Raw genomic sequence first — 20,627 nt, 5'->3', positions numbered from 1 at the left:
CGCTTGGGGGCGACGCCCCGGAGACCCGACCGCGGCGGGCCGGACGTCAGGTCAGGAAGTCGCGTGCGATCCCCGTCGACAGCCGCTCCAGCAGCGGCCCCGCCTCCGCCATGCAGCGGGCCGGGTCCGGCTCCAGGTCCGTCAGGGCGTACGCGCGCCGGATCCCCGCGCGGCCGAGGGCCTCCACGGGCAGCGCGAGCCGGCCGCAGACCGCGATCACCTCGATGCCGCGCGCGCGGGCCGCCGCCGCGACACCGGCCGGGGCCTTGCCGTGCAGCGTCTGCTCGTCCAGGGATCCCTCGCCGGTGATGACGAGCGTCGCCCGGTCCAGCGCGGGGCCGAACCCGAGCACGTCGAGCATGACCTCGATGCCGGGCCGGAAGCCCGCGGCGAGGCCCACGAGGGCGCCGTAACCGATACCGCCCGCGGCGCCGGCGCCGGGTGAGAGCGCCGATTCGGCCGCCTTGGCCCCGACGCTCTTCTCCAGGACGCGCGCGTAGTGCGCGAGAGCCGCGTCGAGCGTGGCGACGTCCTCGGGGGACGCGCCCTTCTGCGGACCGTAGACCGCAGCGGCGCCCTTCGGCCCGGTCAGCGGGTTGTCGACGTCGCTGGCGAGGACGATGTCCGTCTCGGCGATACGGGGGTCGAGCCCGGACAGGTCGACCGTCGCCAGCTCGCGCAGGCCGCCGCCGCCCGGTCCGACCGGCCGGCCTCCGGCGTCCAGGAAGCGTCCGCCGAGCGCGGCGAGCATGCCCGCGCCGCCGTCCGTCGTGGCGCTGCCGCCGACGCCGAACACGAGGGTGCGCGCGCCCGCGTCGAGCGCGGCGCGCAGCAGTTCGCCGGAGCCGTACGTACCGGCGGTGAGCGGTGCGAAGACGCCGTCCGGGAGATGCTGGAGGCCCGACGCCTCGGCCATCTCCACGACGGCCGTGCCGTCGCGCAGCGCGTACGCCGCGGTCAGTTCGTCGCCGAGCGGCCCGGTGACCCGTACCTCGCGCCGTTCGAACCCGGCGGCCACGGCCGCGGCGACGGTGCCGTCACCGCCGTCCGCGACGGGCAGCGACTCGACCGTCACGCCGGGGGCGGCGAGGCGCAGCCCGGCCGTCACCCGCTCCGCGACCTGCACGGCCGTGAGCGAGCCCTTGAACTTGTCCGCCGCGACGAGCACGTGCGCGGCCTCGGTTACTGCTCCGTCCGTCACCTTGTCATCCTTTGCTTTCGAACAGGCAGTCGCGCCGCACCGACCCTATCCGGCCACACGGCCTCCTGCCCATGGGCGGCGCTCACCTCCGGGGCGGCGGAAAGACCGGCGAACCTCCCGTGGACATGGGTGCGGTCACGGCGCCCCGGAGGGGGTCCCTGATCTAGGCTTTCCGCGTGACGACCTCTCGCGATGCCGACTACGTCTCCTACATCGCCGGGCTGCCCCGTGTGCTCGCCGGCGCCGCCGTGCTCTTCCGGGACCGGGAGGGGAGGGTGCTGATCGTCGAACCCGGCTACCGGCCCGGCTGGGCACTGCCCGGCGGGACGATCGAGTCGGACGAGGGCGAGACACCCCGGCAGGCCGCGCGGCGCGAGACGCTCGAAGAGATCGGGCTGGACGTCGAGTTGGGGCGGCTGCTGGTGGTGGACTGGAGCCAGGCACCGGACCGGCCGCCCATCGCCGCCTATCTGTACGACGGCGGCGTGCTGGACGACGAGCGGCTCGGCGAGATCCGGCTCCAGCACGAGGAGTTGCTGTCCTGGCGTCTGGTGGAGCGGGCCAGGATCCCGGAGTTGATGATCGGCTCGCTCGGCGGTCGCGTCCTGGCCGGGCTCGACGCCCTCGAAGAAGGCACGGGGGCCGTCGAGTTGGAGAACGGCCTGCGGGTCGGGTGACCGGCTCGCGTGCGGTGGTGACGGGTGCGGCACGAACTGCTCTCATATGTCATGTACGCGCCGCACTACCGTCCTGCCGCGGTTGACGTCGGTTCACATCGCGTTGGCTCGCCGTGCACGCGCGCCCTGCATGATCCAGAATCCCCAGGCCAAGGACACCGGAGGGAACATGCGACGGCAGACTCGCGGCTGGCTGACGGCCGCGCTCACGACAGCGGTGGTGGCGGCGGGCGCGGTCACCGCGTCGGCGCGGACGGCGGAGGCGGCAGAACCGGCGGAACAGGCGGACGCGGCCACGGCGGCGGACGCGACACTCACTCCGGTGGCGGAGACCACCGCCGGGCGGAGCGCGCCCAAGCCTCCCGTGCTCCCGGCGACCGTGAACGGCGGCGCCTGGAAGTCGGGCCACGTCCAGGGCATGGCCGTGGACCGCCGCAAGGGCTTCATGTACTTCTCGTTCACCAACCTCCTCGTCAAGACGGACCTCGCGGGCGAACCGGTCGGCTCGGTCACCGGCTTCACCGGGCACCTCGGCGACCTGGACTTCAACACCGGGGACGGCAGGGTCTACGGCTCCCTGGAGTACAAGGCGGCGGAGGCCTTCTACATCGCGATCTTCGACGGTGACCGCATCACCGAGATGGGCATGGACGCCCAGTCGGCCGATGTCGTCTCGACCGTGCATCTCCAGGAGGTCGTGGACGACTACACGGCCGACATGGACGGTGACGGCGTCTTCGACGGCAACACGGCCGACACCGCCGACCACCGGTACGGATGCAGCGGCATCGACGGCGTCGCGTTCGGTCCCGCCTTCGACCGCGGGGGCCGCGACGCCGGACGGGGCCGGACCGGTGGGCAGCTGCTCACCGTCGCGTACGGCGTCTACGCCAACACCACCCGGCAGGACAACGACCACCAGGTGCTGCTCCAGTACGACATCCGGCGGTGGAAGAAGTTCGAGCGCCCGCTCACCGAGGCAGACCCGCACACCAGCGGCCCCGGATCGCCCGACGGCAAGTACTTCAGCTACACCGGCAACACCACCTACGGCGTCCAGAACCTCGACTACGACGCGCACACCGGCAACTGGCTGATGGCCGCGTACAAGGGCACCAAGACGCGGTTCCCCAACTACTCCCTCTTCGTGCTCGACGGCTCCCGGCGCCCGGTCACGGGCCCGGTCGGCGGCCAGCCGACACCGGAGCGCGGACGGCTGCTGCCGCTCCTCGCGCAGGGGCTCCACCACCCGCCGACCGGCATTCACGGCTGGGAGTCGACCGGTCAGTACGGGCTCGTCTCGCTCGACGACGGGCGCTACTACCTCGCCGAGGCCGGCACGGTCGTGGAGGACGGCGTGACCAAGCAGACGGGCAGGGCCGTCATGAACCACTGGACCGGCAGCACACCCACCCCCTTCACCCCGGTCGCCGCCGTCGTCCACGACAGCGTGACCGACCCCTCCGACTACGCCGGCCACGCGCCCCACCCGGATCACCCCGGCCACCTCCGTCCGTAGGCGGGCGCGGCGGGCCCGCACAGAAAACCCGGCAGAGAGCAATGGCGGAGAACACCGACAGGAGGGCCCCGCAGAGGGCACCGCCCGTCCGAACGGCAATCGGGTCGCCCGCCCCCGGCTCCGCCGCATACCCTCGCGGCATGACTCTCGTCGCGATTCTCAGCGGCGCCGGGATCTCCACGGACTCCGGCATTCCCGACTACCGGGGGCCCAACGGCGTGTGGCGGCGCGACCCCGCGGCCGAGAAGCTGGTCACGTACGACTCGTACATGAACGACCCGGAGATCCGCCGCCGCTCCTGGCGCATGCGCCGTGAGAGCCCGGTCTTCCGCGCCGAGCCCAACGCCGCGCACCGCGCCGTCGCCGAGCTCGACCGGGTGGGCGACGGCGCGGTCCGGGTGATCACGCAGAACGTCGACGGGCTCCACCAGCTCGCCGGGACCCCCGCCCGCAAGGTGCTCGAACTGCACGGCACGGCGCGGGCGGTGGTCTGCACGGGGTGCGGGGCGCGGTCCACCATGGAAGAGGCGCTGGCCCGCGTCGAGACGGGCGAGGACGATCCGCCGTGCACCGACTGCGGCGCCGTCCTGAAGTCGGCGACGGTCATGTTCGGACAGCGGCTCGACCCGCAGGTCCTCGGGCAGGCCATGTCGATCGCCAAGGCCTGCGACGTCTTCATCGCCGTGGGGTCGACCCTCCAGGTGCAGCCCGCCGCCTCACTGGCGGGGATCGCGGCCGAGCACGGCGCGCGGCTCGTCGTGATGAACGCCGAGCCCACGCCGTACGACGAACTGGCCGACGAGATCATCCGGGAGCCGATCGGCACGGCGCTGCCCACGCTGCTGAAGCGGTTCCACGCGGGCTGAGGGGAGCGGGGACCGCAAGGGGAACGGCGGCGGGGCAGGCGGGCCCCGGTTCAGAAGAGCGTGCCCGCCTCCGCCCCCGGGCCCGTGCCCACGCGCGCGGCGCCCTCGAACGCCAGCAGACGCTGCTTGCGGTCCAGGCCGCCGCCGTATCCGGTGAGACCGCCCGTGGAGCCGATCACCCGGTGGCACGGCACGATGATGCTCACCGGGTTCCTGCCGTTGGCCAGTCCGACCGCGCGGGACGCCCCCGGGTTGCCCAGCGCGTCGGCCAGTTGACCGTACGACCGGGTCTCGCCGTACGGGATCGCCAGGAGCTGGTCCCAGACGCTGCGCTGGAACGGCGTGCCGTGCAGGCACAGCGGGACGTCGAACCCGGTGCGCTCACCCGCGAAGTACTCGCCGAGCTGGTCGATCACGGCGCCGAACGGGCCCGCGTCGGTCTCGCCGAACGTCTCCCGCGGCGGGCGGTGGCGGTGGTCGGTCATGTAGAGGGCGCTGAGCACCCCCTCGGTCGCCACGAGGGTCAGCGGCCCGTAGGGGCTGTCGATCTCGGTGTGTGCTCTGCTCATGCGGTGAACTCCTTTACGCGGGGAGGATGTTGATGGCGTGGTCCTCGGTGGCCCAGAGGTACTGAACGGCGTACGCGCGCCAGGGCCGCCAGGCGGCGGCGCGGGCCGTGAGCGCGGCGGGCGTCGACGGGAGGCCCAGCGCCCGCGCGGACCGGCGGACACCGAGGTCGCCCGGCAGGAAGGCGTCCGGGTCGCCGAGCGCGCGCATCGCGATCACCTCGACGGTCCAGGGGCCGAAGCCCGGGAGCGCGTGGAGCCGCGCCCTGGCCTCGTCCCAGTCGCTGTCCGTGCCGAGCGGGAGCGTGCCGTCGGCCAGCGCGGCGACGAGGGTCGTGAGCGTGGCGCGGCGGCTGCGCGGCAGGGCGAGGGCCTGGGGGTCCAGGGCCGCCAGCGCCCCGGTCGTGGGGAAGAGATGGGTGAGGCCGCCCTCCGGGTCGTCCACGGGTGTGCCGTACGCCGTGACGAGACGGGCCGCGTGGGTGCGCGCCGCGGCGGTCGACACCTGCTGGCCGAGGACGGCGCGTACGGCGAACTCGGCGGCGTCGGCGGTACCCGGCACCCGGCGGCCCGGTGCCTTGTCGACCAGCGGCGCCAGCAGGGGGTCGGTGCGCAGCTGCTCGTCCACGGCGACCGGGTCGGCGTCCAGGTCGAGCATGCGGCGGCAGCGGCTGATGGCGACGGTGAGATCGCGCGGGTCGGTCAGCGCGAGCCGGCAGGCGATGTGGTCGGGGCGCGGTGTCAGGGCGACGATGCCGTGTCCGTACGGAAGACGGAGCGTGCGCCGGTACGCGCCGTCCCGCCACTCCTCTACGCCGGGGACCGCTGTCGCCGCCAGATGGCCGAAGAGGTTGTCGGGGGTCAGCGGTGCGCGGAAGGGCAGCCGCAGACTGATCACGCCGGACGTACGGGGTCCGCGGGCGGCGGCGTCCGGGCGCCGGGCGGCGCGTGCCCGCAGTTCGGTCGGGGCGAGCGCGAACACCTCGCGGACGGTGTCGTTGAAGGCGCGGATCGAGGAGAAGCCCGCGGCGAAGGCGACCTCGGCCATCGGGAGGGTGGTGGTCTCGATGAGCAGACGGGCGGTCTGGGCCCGCTGGGCGCGGGCCAGGGCGAGCGGTCCGGCACCGAGCTCGGCGAGCAGTTGCCGTTCGATCTGACGCTGCGAGTAGCCGAGCCGTCCGGCGAGTCCCGAGACGCCTTCGCGGTCGACGACACCGTCGTGGATGAGCCGCATGGCGCGGGCGACGGAGTCGGCGCGGGCGTTCCACTCGGGAGAGCCGGGGCTGGTGTCGGGCCGGCAGCGCTTGCAGGCCCGGAACCCGGCCTGCTGGCAGGAGGCGGCGCTGGGGTGGAAGACCATGTTCTCGGCCTTGGGGGGCACCGCCGGGCAGCTGGGGCGGCAGTAGATGCCGGTGGTCAGGACGGCGGTGAAGAACCATCCGTCGAATCGGGCGTCCTTGGACCGGACGGCACGCAAGCAGCGCTCGGTGTCGGTGTGCATGCGTCAAGCATCGGTCACGCGGGGTGGGCGGGGCTGGCGGGAATCCGACATCGACCTCACGCTGCCAGGGGCCATGGCATCGGCTCTGGCGTCTCTCAGCCCGCCCGCAGCTTGCGCCACACCGCCTTCGCCGCGTTCTGGCCCGACATGCCGTGCACGCCCGGCCCCGGCGGGGTCGAGGACGAGCAGATGAAGACCGCCGGGTGCGGGGTGCCGTACGGCGACAGGGAGAGCTTGGGACGCACCAGCAGCCGCAGACCCGCGACGGAGCCGCTGGCGATGTCCCCGCCGACGTAGTTGGCGTTCCGGGCGGCCAGCTCCGGCGGTCCCGCGGTGGCACGGGCCAGGACACGGTCCCGGAAGCCGGGCGCGAAGCGCTCGATCTGCCGCTCCATCGCGTCGGTCAGATCGCCCTCCCAGGCGTGCGGCACATGACCGTACGCCCAGAAGACATGCTTGCCCTCGGGGGCGCGGGAGGGGTCCACCAGGCTGGGCTGGGCGGTGATCAGGAAGGGCGTGGCGGGGGCGCTGCCGCCGTACGCCAGGTTCAGCGCGGTGCTGATCTCGCCCTTCGTGGGGCCCACCTGCACGGTGCCGGCCCGGCGCGCGGCCTCCGCCGTCCAGGGCACGGGCCCGTCCAGCGCGTAGTCGATCTTGAACACGGCGGGGCCGTACTTGTACGAGTCGTAGACCCGGCCGAGGCCCGCGATACGGGCGAGCGCGGTCGGCGTGGTGTCGAAGACGTACGCACGGGCCGGGGGCAGGTCGTCGAGCCGCTTGACCTCGAATCCGGTGTGGACCGTGCCGCCGAGGTCGCGCAGATAGGCGGCGAGCGCGTCCGAGATGGACTGGGAGCCGCCGCGCGGCAGCGGCCAGCCGTTCTCGTGCGCGGCCAGCGCGAACATCAGCCCGACCCCGCCGGTCGCGACACCGCTCAGCGGGGCGATGACATGGGCGACGAGCCCGGCGAACAGCCCCTTCGCCTTCTCGTCCTTGAAGCGCCTCATCAGGATGTTCGACGAGGGGATCCCGGCCAGCCCGAAGCGGGCGAGTGTGAGGGTGTCGTGCGGCAGCCCCCTGGGGGGCAGGGCCATGAAGTCCCGGGCGAAGTTGTCCCACTTGCCGAGGAAGGGGGCGAGGAGCCGGCGGTACGCTCCCGCGTCGCGCGGGCCCAGAGAGGCCGCGGTCTCGGCGACGGAACGGGACAGCACGGCGGCCGTGCCGTCGTCCCAGGGGTGGGCCATGGGCAGCTCGGGGTGCAGCCACTCCAGGCCGAACCGCGCGAGCGGCATGTCGTTGAAGGCGGGCGATCCGGCGCCCAGCGGGTGTACGGCGGAACACGGGTCGTGGCGGAAGCCGGGCAGCGTCAGCTCCTCGGTCCGCGCTCCCCCGCCCACGGTGTCACGGGCCTCGAACACGGCGACGGAGAATCCTCGCCGGGCCAGCTCGACCGCGGCGGTCAACCCGTTGGGTCCCGCCCCCACGACGACGGCATCGAGCATCGACGGCACCTTCGGACTCCTTCGTCAGCCGATGGCAGAGGAACCAGGATATTCCTGACCCCTGACACCCCGTCGGCGGGGCGGCGGATGCCGCCTCCGGCACGGTCCGCCGGCTCCGTCGGGCTCCCGGACCGGCTCCGGCCCTAAGCCCCGGTCTCCGCCGGCGTACCCGTCAGCAGGTGCTCCCGCACCCGCCGGGCGGTCACCGCGTCCCGCGCCGCCGTGAACGGCAGCGCGTTGCCACCCGTGATCCGGAAGGGCTCGCCCGTGAGGGTCGTCTGCGCGCCGCCCGCCTCCGTCACCAGCAGCAGGCCCGCCGCGTGGTCCCAGGCCAGCTCCCAGCTGAAGGCGACGGCGTCGAGCGCGCCGCGCGCGATGTCCAGATACTCCAGCCCGGCCGATCCGCAGGGCCGCGCGGCGATGTCGTCGGCGCTCCGGACGCCCAGCAGCGCCCGCTTCTCCTCGGGGGTGGTGTAGTCCGGGTGCGAGGTCGCGACGTCGAGCACCGCGTCGGGCCCGGGGGCGCCGCAGCTCAGCGGGACACCGTCCAGCCGGGCGCCGCGGCCCCGTACCGCGGTCGCCATCTCGCCCGTCGCGGGCGCGTACGTCCAGGAGGCCAGCACCTCACCGCCCTGGGCGAGCGCCACGAGCATGCAGAAACCGGGCTCGCCCCGGACGAACTGGCGGGTGCCGTCGACGGGGTCGACTATCCACACCGGCGCGTCGCCGCTCAGCGCCCCGTACACGGCCGGGTCGGCGTGCACCGCCTCCTCGCCCACCACCACGGAGCCGGGCAGCAGGGCCGTGAGGGCCGCGGTCAGGTGCTCCTCGGCGCCCCGGTCGGCGCTGGTCACCAGATCGTGCGGGCCGGACTTCTCGACGATCTCGTGGGCGGCGAGCTGCCGGTAGCGCGGCACGACCTCGGCGGCGGCGGCATCGCGCATCGCCGCCTCGACAGCGGAAAGGTCACCGTTCAGAAAGTCATCGATCATGCCTCAAGAGAACCACAGAGGTGCGACAACGCAGGTGGGAGCGGAGATGACGGCTCGATGGCGGCTGGGCGTCCGGCCATCGCACGGCCCTCACCGGCCCACCGCGTACCCCTGCATCCCGCGCGGGTTGGCCGCGGCGAGAAGCACTCCCGTGCGCGGGTCCCTGGCGACCGCGCAGAGCCGCCCCTCGGACCAGGGTTCGCCGACGGTGACGTCGTGGCCCCGGTCGCGCAGCGCGTCCACGACGGACGCGTCCATGGCGGGCTCCACGGTGAGGCTGCCCGGCCGCATCCCGCGCGGGTAGAAGGAGCTGGGAAAGCTGTCGTTGTGCCAGTTGGGCGCGTCGATGGCGCCCTGGAGGTCGAGTGCGCCGCGCACATGCGGGCGCAGCGCGACGGCGAGGAAGAAGTGGAGCTGCCACTGGTCCTGCTGGTCGCCGCCGGGGGTGCCGAAGGCCAGGACGGGGATGCCGTCGCGCAGGGCGACGGACGGGGTGAGGGTGGTGCGCGGCCTGCGGCCCGGCGTGAGGGAGTTGGGCAGTCCGTGCTCAAGCCAGGCCATCTGGAGGCGGGTGCCGAGCGGGAAGCCCAGTTCGGGCACGACGGGGTTGGACTGGAGCCAGCCGCCGCTGGGCGTCGCGGCGATCATGTTGCCCCACCGGTCCACGACATCGAGATGGCAGGTGTCGCCGCGGGTCGCGCCGTCGCGGGCGACGGTCGGCTCGCCCGCGCCCGCGGCCGGTACGCCGAGGGCGTCGAAGCCGGCCTCGCCGGCGGCCACTGCGGTGGCGTGCGCGCCGAGGACGGGCGTGCGTCCGTCCGGGCTGCCGGGGCGCAGTCCGTAGGAGGCCGTGTCGCCGATCAGGGCGCGCCGCGCCGCGTTGTACGGCTCCGAGAGCAGGGTGCCGAGCGGTACGTCGGAGGCGTCGCCGTACCAGGCCTCCCGGTCGGCCATGGCCAGCTTGCAGCCCTCCGTAAGGAGGTGGACGTACTCGGCGGAGCCGTACGCCGGGAGCTCGGGTACGGGTGGCAGGAGGGCGAGTTGCTGGAGGAAGGCGGGGCCCTGGCTCCAGCCGGCGGCCTTGCAGAGGGTCCAGCCGTTCCAGTCGTAGGTCGCGGGCGTCTCGTACGCCGCGGACCAGCCCGCCAGGTCGGCGGCGGTCAGGGTGCCGGTGTGGTGGGAACCGCTGGTGTCGAGGGTGGGCCGGCCGGACTGGCGTATCAGCGCGTCGGCGATGAATCCCGTGCGCCAGATGGAGCGCGCGGCCTCGATCTGCGCGACGCGGTCGCCGCCGCCCGACTCCTCGGCCTCGGCGGTCAGCCGGCGCCAGGTGGCGGCCAGGGCGGGGTTGCGGAACAACTCTCCGGGGGCGGGGGCCCGGCCGCCCGGCAGGTAGACGTCGGCCGACGAGCGCCACTCGGTCTCGAAAAGCTCGCGGACGCTCTCCACGGTCCGGCCGACCCGCTCGACCGGCGCGTGGCCGTCCTCGGCGTAGCCGATGGCGTGACGCAGCACCTGTGCGAGGGACTTGGTGCCGTGGTCGCGCAGCAGCACCATCCACGCGTCGAAGGCGCCGGGCACGGCGGCGGCGAGCGGTCCGGTGCCGGGGACGAGTTCGAGGCCGAGGGAGCGGTAGTGCTCGACGGTGGCGCCGGCGGGCGCGGGGCCCTGGCCGCAGAGCACCCGGACCTCACCGTCGGCGGGGGCGATGATGATCGGTACCTCACCGCCCGGCCCGTTCAGGTGCGGCTCCACGACGTGCAGGACGAACCCGGCGGCCACGGCGGCGTCGTAGGCGTTGCCGCCCTCCTCCAGGACGGCCATCGCCGACTGCGAGGCGAGCCAGTGGGTGGAGGACACCATGCCGAAGGTGCCCTGGAGGGTGGGGCGGGTGGTGAACATACGGCTTCTCACCTCTTTGTTTCCTCGCGCCCGCCGGACCGGTCGGCGCGTGGGACGGTTCCTGGGGAGAATCCGGGGAGGGGGTCCGGAGCCGGACCCTCCCCCTCCGTCCGCTCCTCCGGCAGGCTACTCGGCGAGGGTCGTGGCCTCCGAGGGCGGACGGACGGCTCGTTCGACGGCGGATCGGCGCCGCGCCAGCGGGGGGGCGCGAGGTCAGGCGCCGGTGGTGGACCCGGGGCGCACGATCATCAGGACCACGACGACCGCCCAGAGCAGATTGAAGGCGCCGGTGAGCCCGGACAGCCTGGCCGCGGCACGTGCCGGATCACCGCCCTCCCCCTTCTCGGCCGCCTCGATCATGCGCTCCTGGCCGGGCAGTATCGCCAGCGCGAGGATCGCGGCGGCGATCGCCGTCAGCACGATCGACACGACGAGCCAGGCATCGGTGAGGACGCCGAGCTGCGCCCCGGTGGCGATGCCGAAGACCGGAACGGCCACCCCGACGATCGCGTAGCCGGCGCAGATCCGGTGGAGCAGCGCCGCGGCGGCGGAGGAGGGTCCGTCCGCCCCGGCCCGGCGCGCGTAGCGCGGGAACATCGACGCCGCGACGGCGATCGGCCCGACCACCAGGATCGAGGCGAGGACATGGATGGACAGCAGCAGCTTGGTCACCGCGGGGCCCTTCGGAGAGCGCGTGAATAAGTTGGCTGCCAATAGGTACCACGCCAACGCGTTTCATAGGTAGGCTGGCTACCCATGAAGACAGACGCGGTGCGCGGGCACCTGGACGGACTGTTGCTGGCCGTGCTCGAACCCGGTCCGCTGCACGGCTACGCGATCATCGCCGCGGTCCAGGAGCGCAGCGGGGGCGCGCTCCAGCTCCGTACGGGCACGATCTATCCGGCGCTGAACAGACTTGAGCGGCTCGGACTGCTCGGCAGCAGCTGGGAGTCCGTGGGCGAGCGGCGGCGGCGCTGCTACCGGCTGACCGACGCCGGGCGCGGCAGCCTGGAGAGCGAACGGTCGGCGTGGCGGGAGTTCACGACGGCGATCGGTTCGGTCCTGAACCCGGGCACCGACGCCCCGGCGCCGAGGCCCGCGACATGAGCGACATGAGCGGCGTGAACGACGTCAGCGACGTGAACGAGATGAGTGGCATGGGCGGCGACGACCGCGGCAGCGGCACGCGCACCGCGCCCGGCGACCCGGTCGCCGGCCATGTCGCGGCGCTCTCCGCCGCGCTGCACGGCCCGGTCGGGGCCAAGTCCCGGCTGATCCAGGAGATACGGGACGGGCTCACCGACACGGTGGAGGCACACACCCGCGACGGCGTGCCCTACGCGGAGGCAGCCCGGCTGGCAGTACGGGAGTTCGGCTCCCCCGAGGAGCTGGTGCCCAGCTGCCAGCGGGAGCTGACCATCGCCCAGACCCGGCGGACCGCCCTGTCGGTCACCCTCACCGTGCCGTTCCTGATCGCCTGCTGGCATCTGGTCTGGAGCGCGGGGCAGGGCTGGCAGCTCCACCACACGGCGCAGCTCGTCGCCGTCCAACTGGCGGCCCTCGCGGCCGTCGCCACCCTGCTCGCCGCGGCGGCGCTCGCCGCCACCGGTGCGACGGCCCGCGTGCTGCGGACACCGGAGCGGCTGCCGCTGGCGGTCGCCTGGGCCGGCACGACGGCGGGGGTGGCGATGGTGCTCGCCACGCTCGCTCTGGCCGTGCTGTCCCCGCTCGCCGCCAACTGGCCGCTGGTCACCCTCGCGGCCGTGGTCACCGCACTCTCGCACGGCTTGGTGGCCTCCTCGGCCCGCGCCTGCCGCCGCTGCGCGCGGCTGCCCGTGGCCTGACCCGGCGCGGACGGACCGATGGACGGCGGACGGCGGACGGCGGACGGCGGACGGCGGACGGCGGACGGCGGACGGCCACGGGATGATCCGCCCGCGCCTCGGCGTTGCAGCGCACAGACAACAAGAGCTGGAGGCGGAGCGGTGCACGGTGAGTACAAGGTGCCCGGCGGCAAGCTGGTCGTCGTGGATCTGGACGCGCGGGACGGCGTCCTGCGTGACGTCCGGGTCTCCGGGGACTTCTTCCTGGAGCCGGACGAGGCGATCCATGCCATCGACCGGGCGCTCGAAGGCGCGCCCGCCGACCTCGACGCGGTCGCTCTCGGCGCCCGTGTCCAGGCGGCGCTGCCGCCCGGCACCCAGATGTACGGGCTGACGAGCGACGGCGTCGGTATCGCCGTGCGGCGCGCGCTGGCCCACGCCACCGACTGGACGGACTACGACTGGCAGCTCGTCCGCATGGAGCCGCAGCCGCCGGCGCTGCACATGGCCCTGGACGAGGTCCTGACGCACGAGGTCGCGGCGGGCCGCCGGGCGCCGACGCTGCGGGTCTGGGAGTGGGCCTCCCCCGCCGTGGTGATCGGCAGCTTCCAGTCGCTGCGCAACGAGGTCGATCCGGCGGCAGCGGCGCGGCACGGTGTGACGGTCGTACGGCGGATCTCGGGCGGCGGGGCCATGTTCATCGAGCCCGGCAACACCATCACCTACTCGCTGTCCGTCCCCGACGCCCTCGTACAGGGCCTGACGTTCGCCGACAGCTACGCGTATCTGGACGACTGGGTGCTCGGCGCGCTGGGCGACATGGGGGTCAGGGCCTGGTACCAGCCGCTCAACGACATCGCCACCGAGGCGGGCAAGATCGCGGGCGCGGCGCAGAAGCGGGTGGTGGGCGGCGGCGCCGTACTGCACCACGTGACGATGGCGTACGACATCGACGCCGCCAAGATGCTCGACGTCCTGCGCGTCGGCAAGGAGAAGCTCTCCGACAAGGGCACGCGCAGCGCGGCGAAGCGGGTGGACCCGCTCCGGCGCCAGACGGGGCTGCCGCGCGAGGCGGTCATCGAGCGGATGGTCGAGTCGTTCCGCGGACGGTACGGCCTGACGGAGGGCAAGGTGACCGACGAGGAGCTGACACGGGCGCGGGAGCTGGCCGGGACGAAGTTCGGCACGCCGGAGTGGACGGCCCGGGTGCCGTAGCCGGTCCCCTGCGCGGCCCGCGGAACGGTTGTTGGCCCGCTGGTGCGGTGCGATCGCGAGGCGCGGGGCTTGTTCTCGCACGGGGCGTGCGTGGGCGCGTCCGACAACGCGACGAGCGTGGGTCCCCGCCGTGCGCCCGGCCCGGCCGCCCGCGCGGTGAGTGAGTCACCGCGCGGCGGCCGTCGGACGCGCCCACGCAGCGGCTCAGGAGTTGAGCGCGGGAATGATCTCGGAGCCGTACGTGTCGATCGTGGCCTCCTTCGCGTCGTGCATGTTGTAGACGGCGAACTGGTCGACTCCCAGGGCCTGTAGCGTCTTCAGCTTCTCGATGTGCGCCTCGGCCGGGCCGAGCAGGCAGAAGCGGTCCACGATGTCGTCGGGCACGAAGTCCGCGGACGGGTTCCCGGCGCGGCCGTGGTGGCTGTAGTCGTACCCCTCGCGCTGTTTGATGTACGTGGTGAGGGCGTCCGGCACCAGGTCGGAGTGCTCGCCGTAGCGGCTCACCAGGTCCGCGACGTGGTTGCCGACCATTCCGCCGAACCAGCGGCACTGGTCACGGGCGTGCGCCAGGTCGTCACCGACATAGGCGGGGGCGGCGACGCAGATGGTGACCGAGTCCGGGTCGCGCCCGGCGTCGGACGCGGCCGTACGGACGGCGTTGACCATGGTCTCGGTGAGGTACGGGTCGGCGAGCTGGAGGATGAAGCCGTCGGCCTTGGCGCCGGCCATCGCCAGCGCCTTCGGCCCGTACGCGGCCATCCAGACCGGCAGCTTGCCCTCCCGCACCCAGGGCAGCCGGATCGGGTTGCCGTCCACCAGCGCCTCGCGCCCCTCGGCGAGTTCGCGGATGACGTCGATCGCGTCGCCGAGCCGCGCCAGCGTGTTGGGCGGGCGGCCGGCGACCCGCATCGCGGAGTCGCCGCGGCCGATGCCGCACACGGTGCGGTTGCCGTACATCTCGTTGAGCGTGGCGAAGGTGGACGCGGTCACCTCCCAGGTGCGGGTGCCCGGATTGGTGACCATCGGCCCGACGATCAGTTTGGTGGTGTGTTCGAGGATGCGGCTGTAGATGACGAACGGCTCCTGCCAGAGCACGGCGGAGTCGAAGGTCCAGCCGTACCGGAAGCCGTTGCGCTCGGCGCGCCGCATGAGGCCGACGACCGCCGATGCCGGCGGGTCGGTCTGGAGGACGAGTCCGAAGTCCATGGCGGGGCCACTCCCAACTTTCAGGTGAGGTACTGACAGGTGGAGCGGGGGGTGTAACTGCCGTGCCCCGGACGCCCGGTGTACTTGCGGCCGTCGATGACGACCTCGCCGCGGGACAGCACGGTCTCGACCTGTCCGGTGATCCGTTTGCCCTCGTACACCGAGTAGTCGACGTCCATGTGGTGGGTCTCGGCGGACAGGGTCTGCTCCGCGTGCGGGTCGTAGATGACGATGTCCGCGTCGGCGCCCGGCGCGATGGTGCCCTTCTTGGGATAGAGGCCGAACATCCGGGCCGGGCTCGCGCAGGCGATCTCGATCCAGCGGCGCCGGGAGATGTGCCCGTCGACGACGGCCTGGTGGAGGAGATCCATCCGGTGCTCGACGCCGGGCAGCCCGTTGGGGATCTTGGAGAAGTCGCCGCGGCCCATCTCCTTCTGCCCGTTGAAGCAGAACGGGCAGTGGTCGGTGGAGACGACCTGGAGGTCGTTGGTGCGCAGTCCGCGCCAGAGGGCCGACTGGTGTTCGCGGGGCCGCAGCGGGGTCGAGCAGACGTACTTGGCGCCCTCGAAGTCCGGCTCGGCGAGATTGTCGGTGGACAGGAAGAGATACTGCGGGCAGGTCTCGCCGAAGACCGGAAGTCCCTTGTCACGGGCGGCGGCCAGCTCGGCGACGGCCTCCTCGGCGGACACGTGCACGACGTACAGGGGCGCGTCGGCTACGCGGGCGAGCTGGATCGCGCGGTGCGTCGCCTCGGCCTCCAGCAGCACCTTGCGCACCTCGCCGTGGTGGCGGGGGTCGGTGCGGCCGGCGGCGAGGGCCTGTTCCACGAGGACGTCGATCGCGATGCCGTTCTCGGCGTGCATCATGATCAACCCCCCGTTGTGGGAGGCCCGTTGCATGGCGCGCAGGATCTTGCCGTCGTCGCTGTAGAACACGCCGGGGTAGGCCATGAACAGCTTGAAGGAGGTGATGCCCTCCTGGACGAGGAGGTCCATCTCCTTGAGGGAGTCCTCGTTGACGTCGGCGAGGATCATGTGGAAGCCGTAGTCGATGGCGCAGTTGCCGTCCGCCTTGGCGTACCAGGCGTCGAGGCCCTCGCGCAGCGCCTGGCCGGGCGACTGGATGGCGAAGTCCACGATGGTGGTGGTGCCGCCCCAGGCGGCGGCGCGGGTGCCGGTCTCGAAGGTGTCGGCGGCGAAGGTGCCGCCGAACGGCATCTCCATGTGCGTATGGCCGTCGACGCCGCCGGGGATGACGTACTTGTCGGTGGCGTCGATGACCCGGTCCGCGGTCCAACTCGCGGCGACGTCGGAGCCGTTCGCGGCGAGCGCGACGACACGGCCGTCCTCGGTCAGCACATCGGCGTGGACCTCGTCGGCGGCGGTGATGACCAGACCGCCGCGGACGAGCGTGCGTTTACTCATGACTTGGCCTCCGTGACCGGACGGAACGTGAACGTGACGTGGCTGCGGCGCGGGGTGAGCGGTGGGCGGTGGCCGGTGGCCGGTGGGCGGCGTCGACTAGACGCTGTCCAGGGCGCGTTCGAGGATCGCCGCGCCCTCCTCGGCCTCCGCGACCGTGAGGGACAGCGGCGGGGCGACGCGCAGCACGCTGGAGTCGTGCCCGCCGCCCTTGCCGATCAGCAGGCCGCCCTCGCGCGCCGCCTCGGTGACCGCCGCGGCGGCCTCCGGGTTCGCCTCGCCGGTGCCCGGCTTCACGAGTTCGACGCCGATCATCAGGCCGCGCCCGCGCACCTCCCGTACGGCGGGGACTCCGGCGCCCGCGGCGCGCAGCCGCTCGATCAGCAGGCCGCCGACGCGGCGCGCGTTGCCGGGGAGGTCGTGGTCCAGGAGGTACGCGAGATTGGCCACGCCGGCCGCCATCGTGACCGGGCTGCCGCCGAACGTGGAGATGGAGTTGGCGTCGAGGCAGTTCATGATCTCGGCGCGGGCGACGACACCGCCGATGGACATGCCGTTGCCGATGCCCTTGGCGAAGGTGAGGATGTCCGGCGGGCCGTTCTCGGCGTGGGCCTGCCAGCCCCAGAAGTGCTCACCGGTGCGGCCCCAGCCGGTCTGCACCTCGTCGCTGATCCACAGGATGCCGTGCCGGTCGAGGACTTCGCGGAACGCGGCGTACAGACCGTCCGGCGGTGAGGTGAAGCCGCCGACGCCCTGGATCGGCTCGGCGATCAGCGCGGCGGGCGCGCGCGTGTGCCCGAGCAGGTCCTCCAGGTCGGCGACGCACGCGGCGACGAAGTCCGTGTCGGACAGGTGCGCGTACGGACCCCGGGTGCGGACGCCGCCGTGCACGTACAGCGTCTGGAGCGGCGAGAGGCTGGTCGGGGACCAGGCGCTGTTGCCGGTGACGGAGACGGTCGAGAAGGACCGGCCGTGGTAGCTGTTGCGCATCGCGAGGATCTGGTTGGAGCGGCGGTACGCGGTCGCGAGCAGCAGGGCCGTGTCGTTGGCCTCGGTGCCGGAGGTGGTGACGAAGACCCGCGCGTCCGGGATGCCGGAGAGTGCGGCGACACGCTCGGCGAACTCCACCATCGGGCGGTTGAGATAGAGCGTGGACGAGTGGATGATCCGCCCCGCCTGCTCGGCCACCGCCTTGGTGACCTCGGGGAGGGCGTGGGCGGTCATGGTGGTGAGGATGCCGCCGAAGAAGTCGAGGTAGCGGTTGCCCTCGGCGTCCCAGACGTGCCGGCCCTCGCCGTGGGTGAGTTCGATGGGCCGCCGGTAGTAGAGGGCGAGCCAGTCGGGGAGGACGGCGCGGTGCCTGCCGTGCAGGTCGGTGGCGGGGAGGCGGACGGCCGCACCGTGGGTGGCGCGGCCGGGACCGGACGGGGCGGCGGCCGGATCGGCGGGTGCCTCGGTCACGGCTGCACCAGCCCCTCGTACGCGTCCGGGCGCCGGTCCCGGTAGAACGCCCACTGCTGGCGCACCTCGTCGATGACCCCGAAGTCCAGGTCCCTGACGACCAGTTCCTCGGCCTTGTCGCTCGCCGGCTCGCCGACGAACTGTCCGCGCGGGTCGACGAAGTACGACGTCCCGTAGAAGTCGTTGTCGCCGTACTCCTCCTGGCCGACGCGGTTGATCGCGGCGATGAAGTACTCGTTGGCGACGGCGGCGGCGGGCTGTTCGAGCTGCCAGAGATAGCTGGAGAGACCGCGTGAGGTGGCCGACGGGTTGTAGACCAGTTCGGCGCCGTTCAGGCCGAGTTGGCGCCAGCCCTCGGGGAAGTGCCGGTCGTAGCAGATGTACACGCCGACCTTGCCGACGGCGGTGTCGAAGACGGGCCAGCCCGCGTTCCCCGGCTTGAAGTAGTACTTCTCCCAGAAGCCCTTGACCTGTGGGATGTGGTGCTTGCGGTACTTGCCGAGGTACGAACCGTCGGCGTCGATGACGGCCGCGGTGTTGTAGTAGAAACCGGACTGCTCCAGCTCGAACACCGGCACCACGACGACCATCCCGGTCTCCCGCGCCAGGGCCCGCATCCGGGTCACGGTCGGTCCGTCGGGGACGGCCTCGGCCCACCGGTAGTGCTCGGGCTCCTGCACCTGGCAGAAGTAGGGGGCGTTGAACACCTCCTGGAAACCGATGACCTGGGCGCCCTGCCGGGCCGCCTCGCGGGCGTGCTCCTCATGCTTGGCGATCATGGATTCGGTGTCGCCGGTCCAGGTCGCCTGGACGAGTGCGGCGCGTACGACTCTGGCCACGAGCTGCTCCTTCGGCGGAAGGTCGAGCGTTTGCGGGGCGTTTCCCGAGCGCGTTCCAAGCGCTCGTCGAGCGCTTTCTACGCCCGTAGACACGGTGCGTAGGAGGAGAACCTAAGCCCGCCGTCCCACCGGGGCAAGACCATCGCTGTTAAGCCGCGGAGTCGATCATGATTCGCACCCGCCCGGTCCACAGGGTGTCGGGACGCCGTCGCCGGAGCGGTCCGGCCGGGCCGGAGCCCGGCGCAACCGGCTCCGTCAGGCGCCGCCCCTGCCCGCGCTCCGCAGCGCGCGGGCGAGGTCGCGTTCGTGACCGGTGGAGACGCCACGCGCCGCTTCGATCAGCCACGGCGCCAGACGCGACGGGTCGACCGCCGCGATGCGCGCCGTGTCCTCGGGCGTCCGGGCGCGGACGAACGCGGCGAGCAGCGCCCGCACCTCCTGGGCGCGGCGCGCGGCGCCGAGGGCGAGGGCCGCGTGGCCGATGTCCTCGGGGGGCCGGGAGACGGCCTGGCGCAGCAGCACACCGCAGTCGGCGTCGCGGCCCGCCATGGCGAGGGCGCTGGCCGCGGCCGCGAGCCGGTCGGGCGGCAGGGACGACGCCTCCCACAGCACCGACGCCCAGTCGGCGCCGAGTTCGGCCCGGTGCAGTTCGGCTGCCAGGAAGGGCAGTTGCTCCGCGGGCCTGGCCGCGGCCTCGCAGAGCGCCACGTGCGCCTCACCGCTGCGGCCGGCGGCCCGCAGCTGTGCGAGCACGGCCACCGTGTCGAGGGCGGCGCGGCGCGCCTCGGCCTGCTCCCGCGTCAGTCCGCTGTCCAACCCCTCCGTGCGGGGGCGCTCGGAGCCCGGCGAGCCGCCGAAGCGGGCGCCGCGCGGCGGTGCGGTGGCGGAGGGCGGTACGAGGGGGTCGACCGCCGGATCGGTGCCTTCGGTGAAGGCGAAGCGCGCGCCCCGCTGCTTGCGCTGTTTACGGCGCTGGCCGGGCACCTGCGCCAGTTCCTGTGAATCCTCGGGTCCGACGGCGGGGTTGGCGCCCGTGTCGCTCCCGTCGCGGGCCTCGCCGGCGCCGTCCGGCTCGGGGCGGAACCAGTCGTCGGGCACGGTGGGGCGGCCACCGTCGGGACGGCCGAAAACCGACTGGTCGTCGGTCATCGGTTCCTCGGCCCGGTACCACCCGCCGGCGGCCGTGGGGCCCGTCTCCGGGGAGCCGTACTCCGGGCGGGTGGGCGCGGTGTGCGCGGGCGAGGAGGAGCGCGCGTCGGGCGCGCCGAGTGAGCCCCGCGTACCGTGCGGGGGGTGTGCGACCGGTGCGTTCGACGGGTCGGAGACAGCCGTGAGGCGCTCGCGCAGTTCGGCGCAGCGGGCGGTCGCGCGCGCGTAGTCGTCACGGACCCATGCCAGGTCGTATTCGAGCTGGTCCGCCTCCGGCGAGCCCTGGCGGACCTGCCGGAGGCGGCGCATCACGTCGTCGGCGCGGCTCGCCGCGGTGGCTTGTTCGTGCCGCATCAGCCGCAGCCGCTCGTTCAGCGCGTCGGAGCCGCCGGGGAGCCGGTCGTGCGCGGCGGCGGACGCGGCGTGCAGTCTGCCCGCCCGCGCCGTCTCGCGGTCGACCGGCCGGTTCTCATGGCTCGCGGCGAGGTCGTGGAGCAGTGACTCCACGACGTCCCAGGGCGGCACTTCGGCACCGTCGAGGCAGGCCCTGAGCCCCTCGGGGTCCCGCTGCCGGAAGACGGCGTACCAGCCGCCGTCCGGGTCGAGGAGCTCCGTCATCCCGCGGAAGTACCGCGCGAAAGCCCCGATTTCAGCCGGAAGTTCGTGCCTGGTCATCGCTGTCTTACCCGCCCCTGCCCTGCCGCACCGCCTTGGGCCGACCGTCCGGCCCGCCGGCATGAAACCGCAGCCGTGTTACGTGACGGCTACGCGGGATTTTCGCGCACGG

Annotated in this window: 18 protein-coding genes; 6 read left to right on the top strand and 12 right to left on the bottom strand. The window is 73.2% G+C overall.

The features are described from left to right. Positions 1-46: 46 nt before the first annotated feature. Complete coding sequence (locus ACZ61E_RS10470) at positions 47-1,201, bottom strand: glycerate kinase (RefSeq protein ID WP_469699169.1); 1,155 nt, start codon at positions 1,199-1,201, stop codon at positions 47-49. Between the two features lie 176 nt (positions 1,202-1,377). On the opposite strand from ACZ61E_RS10470, the gene ACZ61E_RS10465 reads away from it, so the two are divergent. The 3 genes from ACZ61E_RS10465 (at position 1,378) to ACZ61E_RS10455 (ending at position 4,263) form a co-directional block, all read left to right on the top strand. Then, the gene (locus ACZ61E_RS10465) at positions 1,378-1,878 is read left to right on the top strand and encodes an NUDIX domain-containing protein (protein WP_469699168.1); all 501 of its coding nucleotides are present in this window, start codon (positions 1,378-1,380) and stop codon (positions 1,876-1,878) included. Between the two features lie 169 nt (positions 1,879-2,047). Then, a complete protein-coding gene (locus ACZ61E_RS10460) occupies positions 2,048-3,397 on the top strand; it encodes a hypothetical protein (protein ID WP_469699167.1) in 1,350 nt (449 codons plus the stop codon). Positions 3,398-3,537: 140 nt separating this feature from the next. Further along, positions 3,538-4,263 carry an SIR2 family NAD-dependent protein deacylase gene (locus ACZ61E_RS10455; RefSeq protein ID WP_469699166.1) on the top strand — a complete coding sequence of 242 codons (726 nt, stop codon included), beginning with the start codon at positions 3,538-3,540 and terminating at the stop codon, positions 4,261-4,263. Positions 4,264-4,313: 50 nt separating this feature from the next. Here the strand turns inward: ACZ61E_RS10455 and ACZ61E_RS10450 are convergent, their stop codons facing one another. From ACZ61E_RS10450 to ACZ61E_RS10425, 6 genes are all read right to left on the bottom strand, one after another. Continuing rightward, positions 4,314-4,832: a methylated-DNA--[protein]-cysteine S-methyltransferase gene (locus ACZ61E_RS10450; RefSeq protein ID WP_469699165.1), complete on the bottom strand. Its 519-nt coding sequence runs from the start codon at positions 4,830-4,832 to the stop codon at positions 4,314-4,316. Positions 4,833-4,845: 13 nt separating this feature from the next. Then, positions 4,846-6,330, bottom strand: a complete 1,485-nt coding sequence (locus ACZ61E_RS10445; protein WP_469699164.1) for an AlkA N-terminal domain-containing protein — start codon at positions 6,328-6,330, stop codon at positions 4,846-4,848. Positions 6,331-6,425: 95 nt separating this feature from the next. Further along, positions 6,426-7,832: a phytoene desaturase family protein gene (locus ACZ61E_RS10440; RefSeq protein ID WP_469699163.1), complete on the bottom strand. Its 1,407-nt coding sequence runs from the start codon at positions 7,830-7,832 to the stop codon at positions 6,426-6,428. Between the two features lie 143 nt (positions 7,833-7,975). Continuing rightward, positions 7,976-8,824 (bottom strand): inositol monophosphatase family protein, encoded by an 849-nt coding sequence (locus ACZ61E_RS10435; RefSeq protein ID WP_469699162.1) that lies wholly within the window; start codon positions 8,822-8,824, stop codon positions 7,976-7,978. A gap of 90 nt (positions 8,825-8,914) precedes the next feature. After that, positions 8,915-10,726, bottom strand: a complete 1,812-nt coding sequence (locus ACZ61E_RS10430) for a gamma-glutamyltransferase family protein (RefSeq protein ID WP_469699161.1) — start codon at positions 10,724-10,726, stop codon at positions 8,915-8,917. Positions 10,727-10,939: 213 nt separating this feature from the next. Then, complete coding sequence (locus ACZ61E_RS10425; RefSeq protein ID WP_469699160.1) at positions 10,940-11,398, bottom strand: DUF2269 family protein; 459 nt, start codon at positions 11,396-11,398, stop codon at positions 10,940-10,942. An 84-nt stretch (positions 11,399-11,482) separates the two neighbouring features. Between ACZ61E_RS10425 and ACZ61E_RS10420 the strand changes: the two genes are divergently transcribed. The 3 genes from ACZ61E_RS10420 (at position 11,483) to ACZ61E_RS10410 (ending at position 13,764) form a co-directional block, all read left to right on the top strand. After that, positions 11,483-11,833, top strand: a complete 351-nt coding sequence (locus ACZ61E_RS10420) for a PadR family transcriptional regulator (protein WP_469699159.1) — start codon at positions 11,483-11,485, stop codon at positions 11,831-11,833. Continuing rightward, entirely contained in the window at positions 11,830-12,570 is a 741-nt protein-coding gene (locus tag ACZ61E_RS10415; protein WP_469699158.1) for a permease prefix domain 1-containing protein, read from the top strand. Before ACZ61E_RS10420 ends, ACZ61E_RS10415 begins: the two co-directional genes overlap by 4 nt. A gap of 141 nt (positions 12,571-12,711) precedes the next feature. Continuing rightward, complete coding sequence (locus ACZ61E_RS10410; protein ID WP_469699157.1) at positions 12,712-13,764, top strand: lipoate--protein ligase family protein; 1,053 nt, start codon at positions 12,712-12,714, stop codon at positions 13,762-13,764. Positions 13,765-13,968: 204 nt separating this feature from the next. Here ACZ61E_RS10410 and ACZ61E_RS10405 read toward each other — a convergent pair whose 3' ends face one another. The 5 genes from ACZ61E_RS10405 to ACZ61E_RS10385 form a co-directional block, all read right to left on the bottom strand. Further along, on the bottom strand, positions 13,969-14,970 hold the full coding sequence (locus ACZ61E_RS10405) for a TIGR03842 family LLM class F420-dependent oxidoreductase (RefSeq protein ID WP_469699156.1): 1,002 nt from the start codon (positions 14,968-14,970) through the stop codon (positions 13,969-13,971). A 20-nt stretch (positions 14,971-14,990) separates the two neighbouring features. Beyond that, the gene (gene hydA, locus ACZ61E_RS10400; RefSeq protein WP_469699155.1) at positions 14,991-16,394 is read right to left on the bottom strand and encodes a dihydropyrimidinase; all 1,404 of its coding nucleotides are present in this window, start codon (positions 16,392-16,394) and stop codon (positions 14,991-14,993) included. 96 nt (positions 16,395-16,490) lie between these two features. After that, positions 16,491-17,762, bottom strand: a complete 1,272-nt coding sequence (locus ACZ61E_RS10395; protein ID WP_469699268.1) for an aspartate aminotransferase family protein — start codon at positions 17,760-17,762, stop codon at positions 16,491-16,493. Between the two features lie 86 nt (positions 17,763-17,848). Next, the gene (locus ACZ61E_RS10390) at positions 17,849-18,691 is read right to left on the bottom strand and encodes a nitrilase-related carbon-nitrogen hydrolase (protein WP_469699154.1); all 843 of its coding nucleotides are present in this window, start codon (positions 18,689-18,691) and stop codon (positions 17,849-17,851) included. Between the two features lie 255 nt (positions 18,692-18,946). Next, entirely contained in the window at positions 18,947-20,458 is a 1,512-nt protein-coding gene (locus ACZ61E_RS10385) for a hypothetical protein (protein WP_469699153.1), read from the bottom strand. Positions 20,459-20,627 lie beyond the last annotated feature (169 nt).

It is taken from the genome of Streptomyces sp. NPDC104581, assembly GCF_055583685.1.
Note: the sequence above shows the minus strand (reverse complement) of the source record. Positions and strands in the feature narration are given on the sequence as shown.

Excerpts from the sequence above, each read along its gene's own strand:
- ACZ61E_RS10430 (WP_469699161.1), bottom strand. The coding sequence starts at position 10,726 with ATGTTCACCACCCGCCCCACCCTCCAGGGCACCTTCGGCATGGTGTCC.
- ACZ61E_RS10440 (WP_469699163.1), bottom strand. The coding sequence starts at position 7,832 with ATGCTCGATGCCGTCGTCGTGGGGGCGGGACCCAACGGGTTGACCGCC.
- ACZ61E_RS10405 (WP_469699156.1), bottom strand. The coding sequence starts at position 14,970 with ATGGACTTCGGACTCGTCCTCCAGACCGACCCGCCGGCATCGGCGGTC.
- ACZ61E_RS10415 (WP_469699158.1), top strand. The coding sequence starts at position 11,830 with ATGAGCGACATGAGCGGCGTGAACGACGTCAGCGACGTGAACGAGATG.
- ACZ61E_RS10450 (WP_469699165.1), bottom strand. The coding sequence starts at position 4,832 with ATGAGCAGAGCACACACCGAGATCGACAGCCCCTACGGGCCGCTGACC.
- ACZ61E_RS10455 (WP_469699166.1), top strand. The coding sequence starts at position 3,538 with ATGACTCTCGTCGCGATTCTCAGCGGCGCCGGGATCTCCACGGACTCC.
- hydA (WP_469699155.1), bottom strand. The coding sequence starts at position 16,394 with ATGAGTAAACGCACGCTCGTCCGCGGCGGTCTGGTCATCACCGCCGCC.
- ACZ61E_RS10445 (WP_469699164.1), bottom strand. The coding sequence starts at position 6,330 with ATGCACACCGACACCGAGCGCTGCTTGCGTGCCGTCCGGTCCAAGGAC.
- ACZ61E_RS10385 (WP_469699153.1), bottom strand. The coding sequence starts at position 20,458 with ATGACGGAGCTCCTCGACCCGGACGGCGGCTGGTACGCCGTCTTCCGG.
- ACZ61E_RS10420 (WP_469699159.1), top strand. The coding sequence starts at position 11,483 with ATGAAGACAGACGCGGTGCGCGGGCACCTGGACGGACTGTTGCTGGCC.
- ACZ61E_RS10435 (WP_469699162.1), bottom strand. The coding sequence starts at position 8,824 with ATGATCGATGACTTTCTGAACGGTGACCTTTCCGCTGTCGAGGCGGCG.
- ACZ61E_RS10460 (WP_469699167.1), top strand. The coding sequence starts at position 2,048 with ATGCGACGGCAGACTCGCGGCTGGCTGACGGCCGCGCTCACGACAGCG.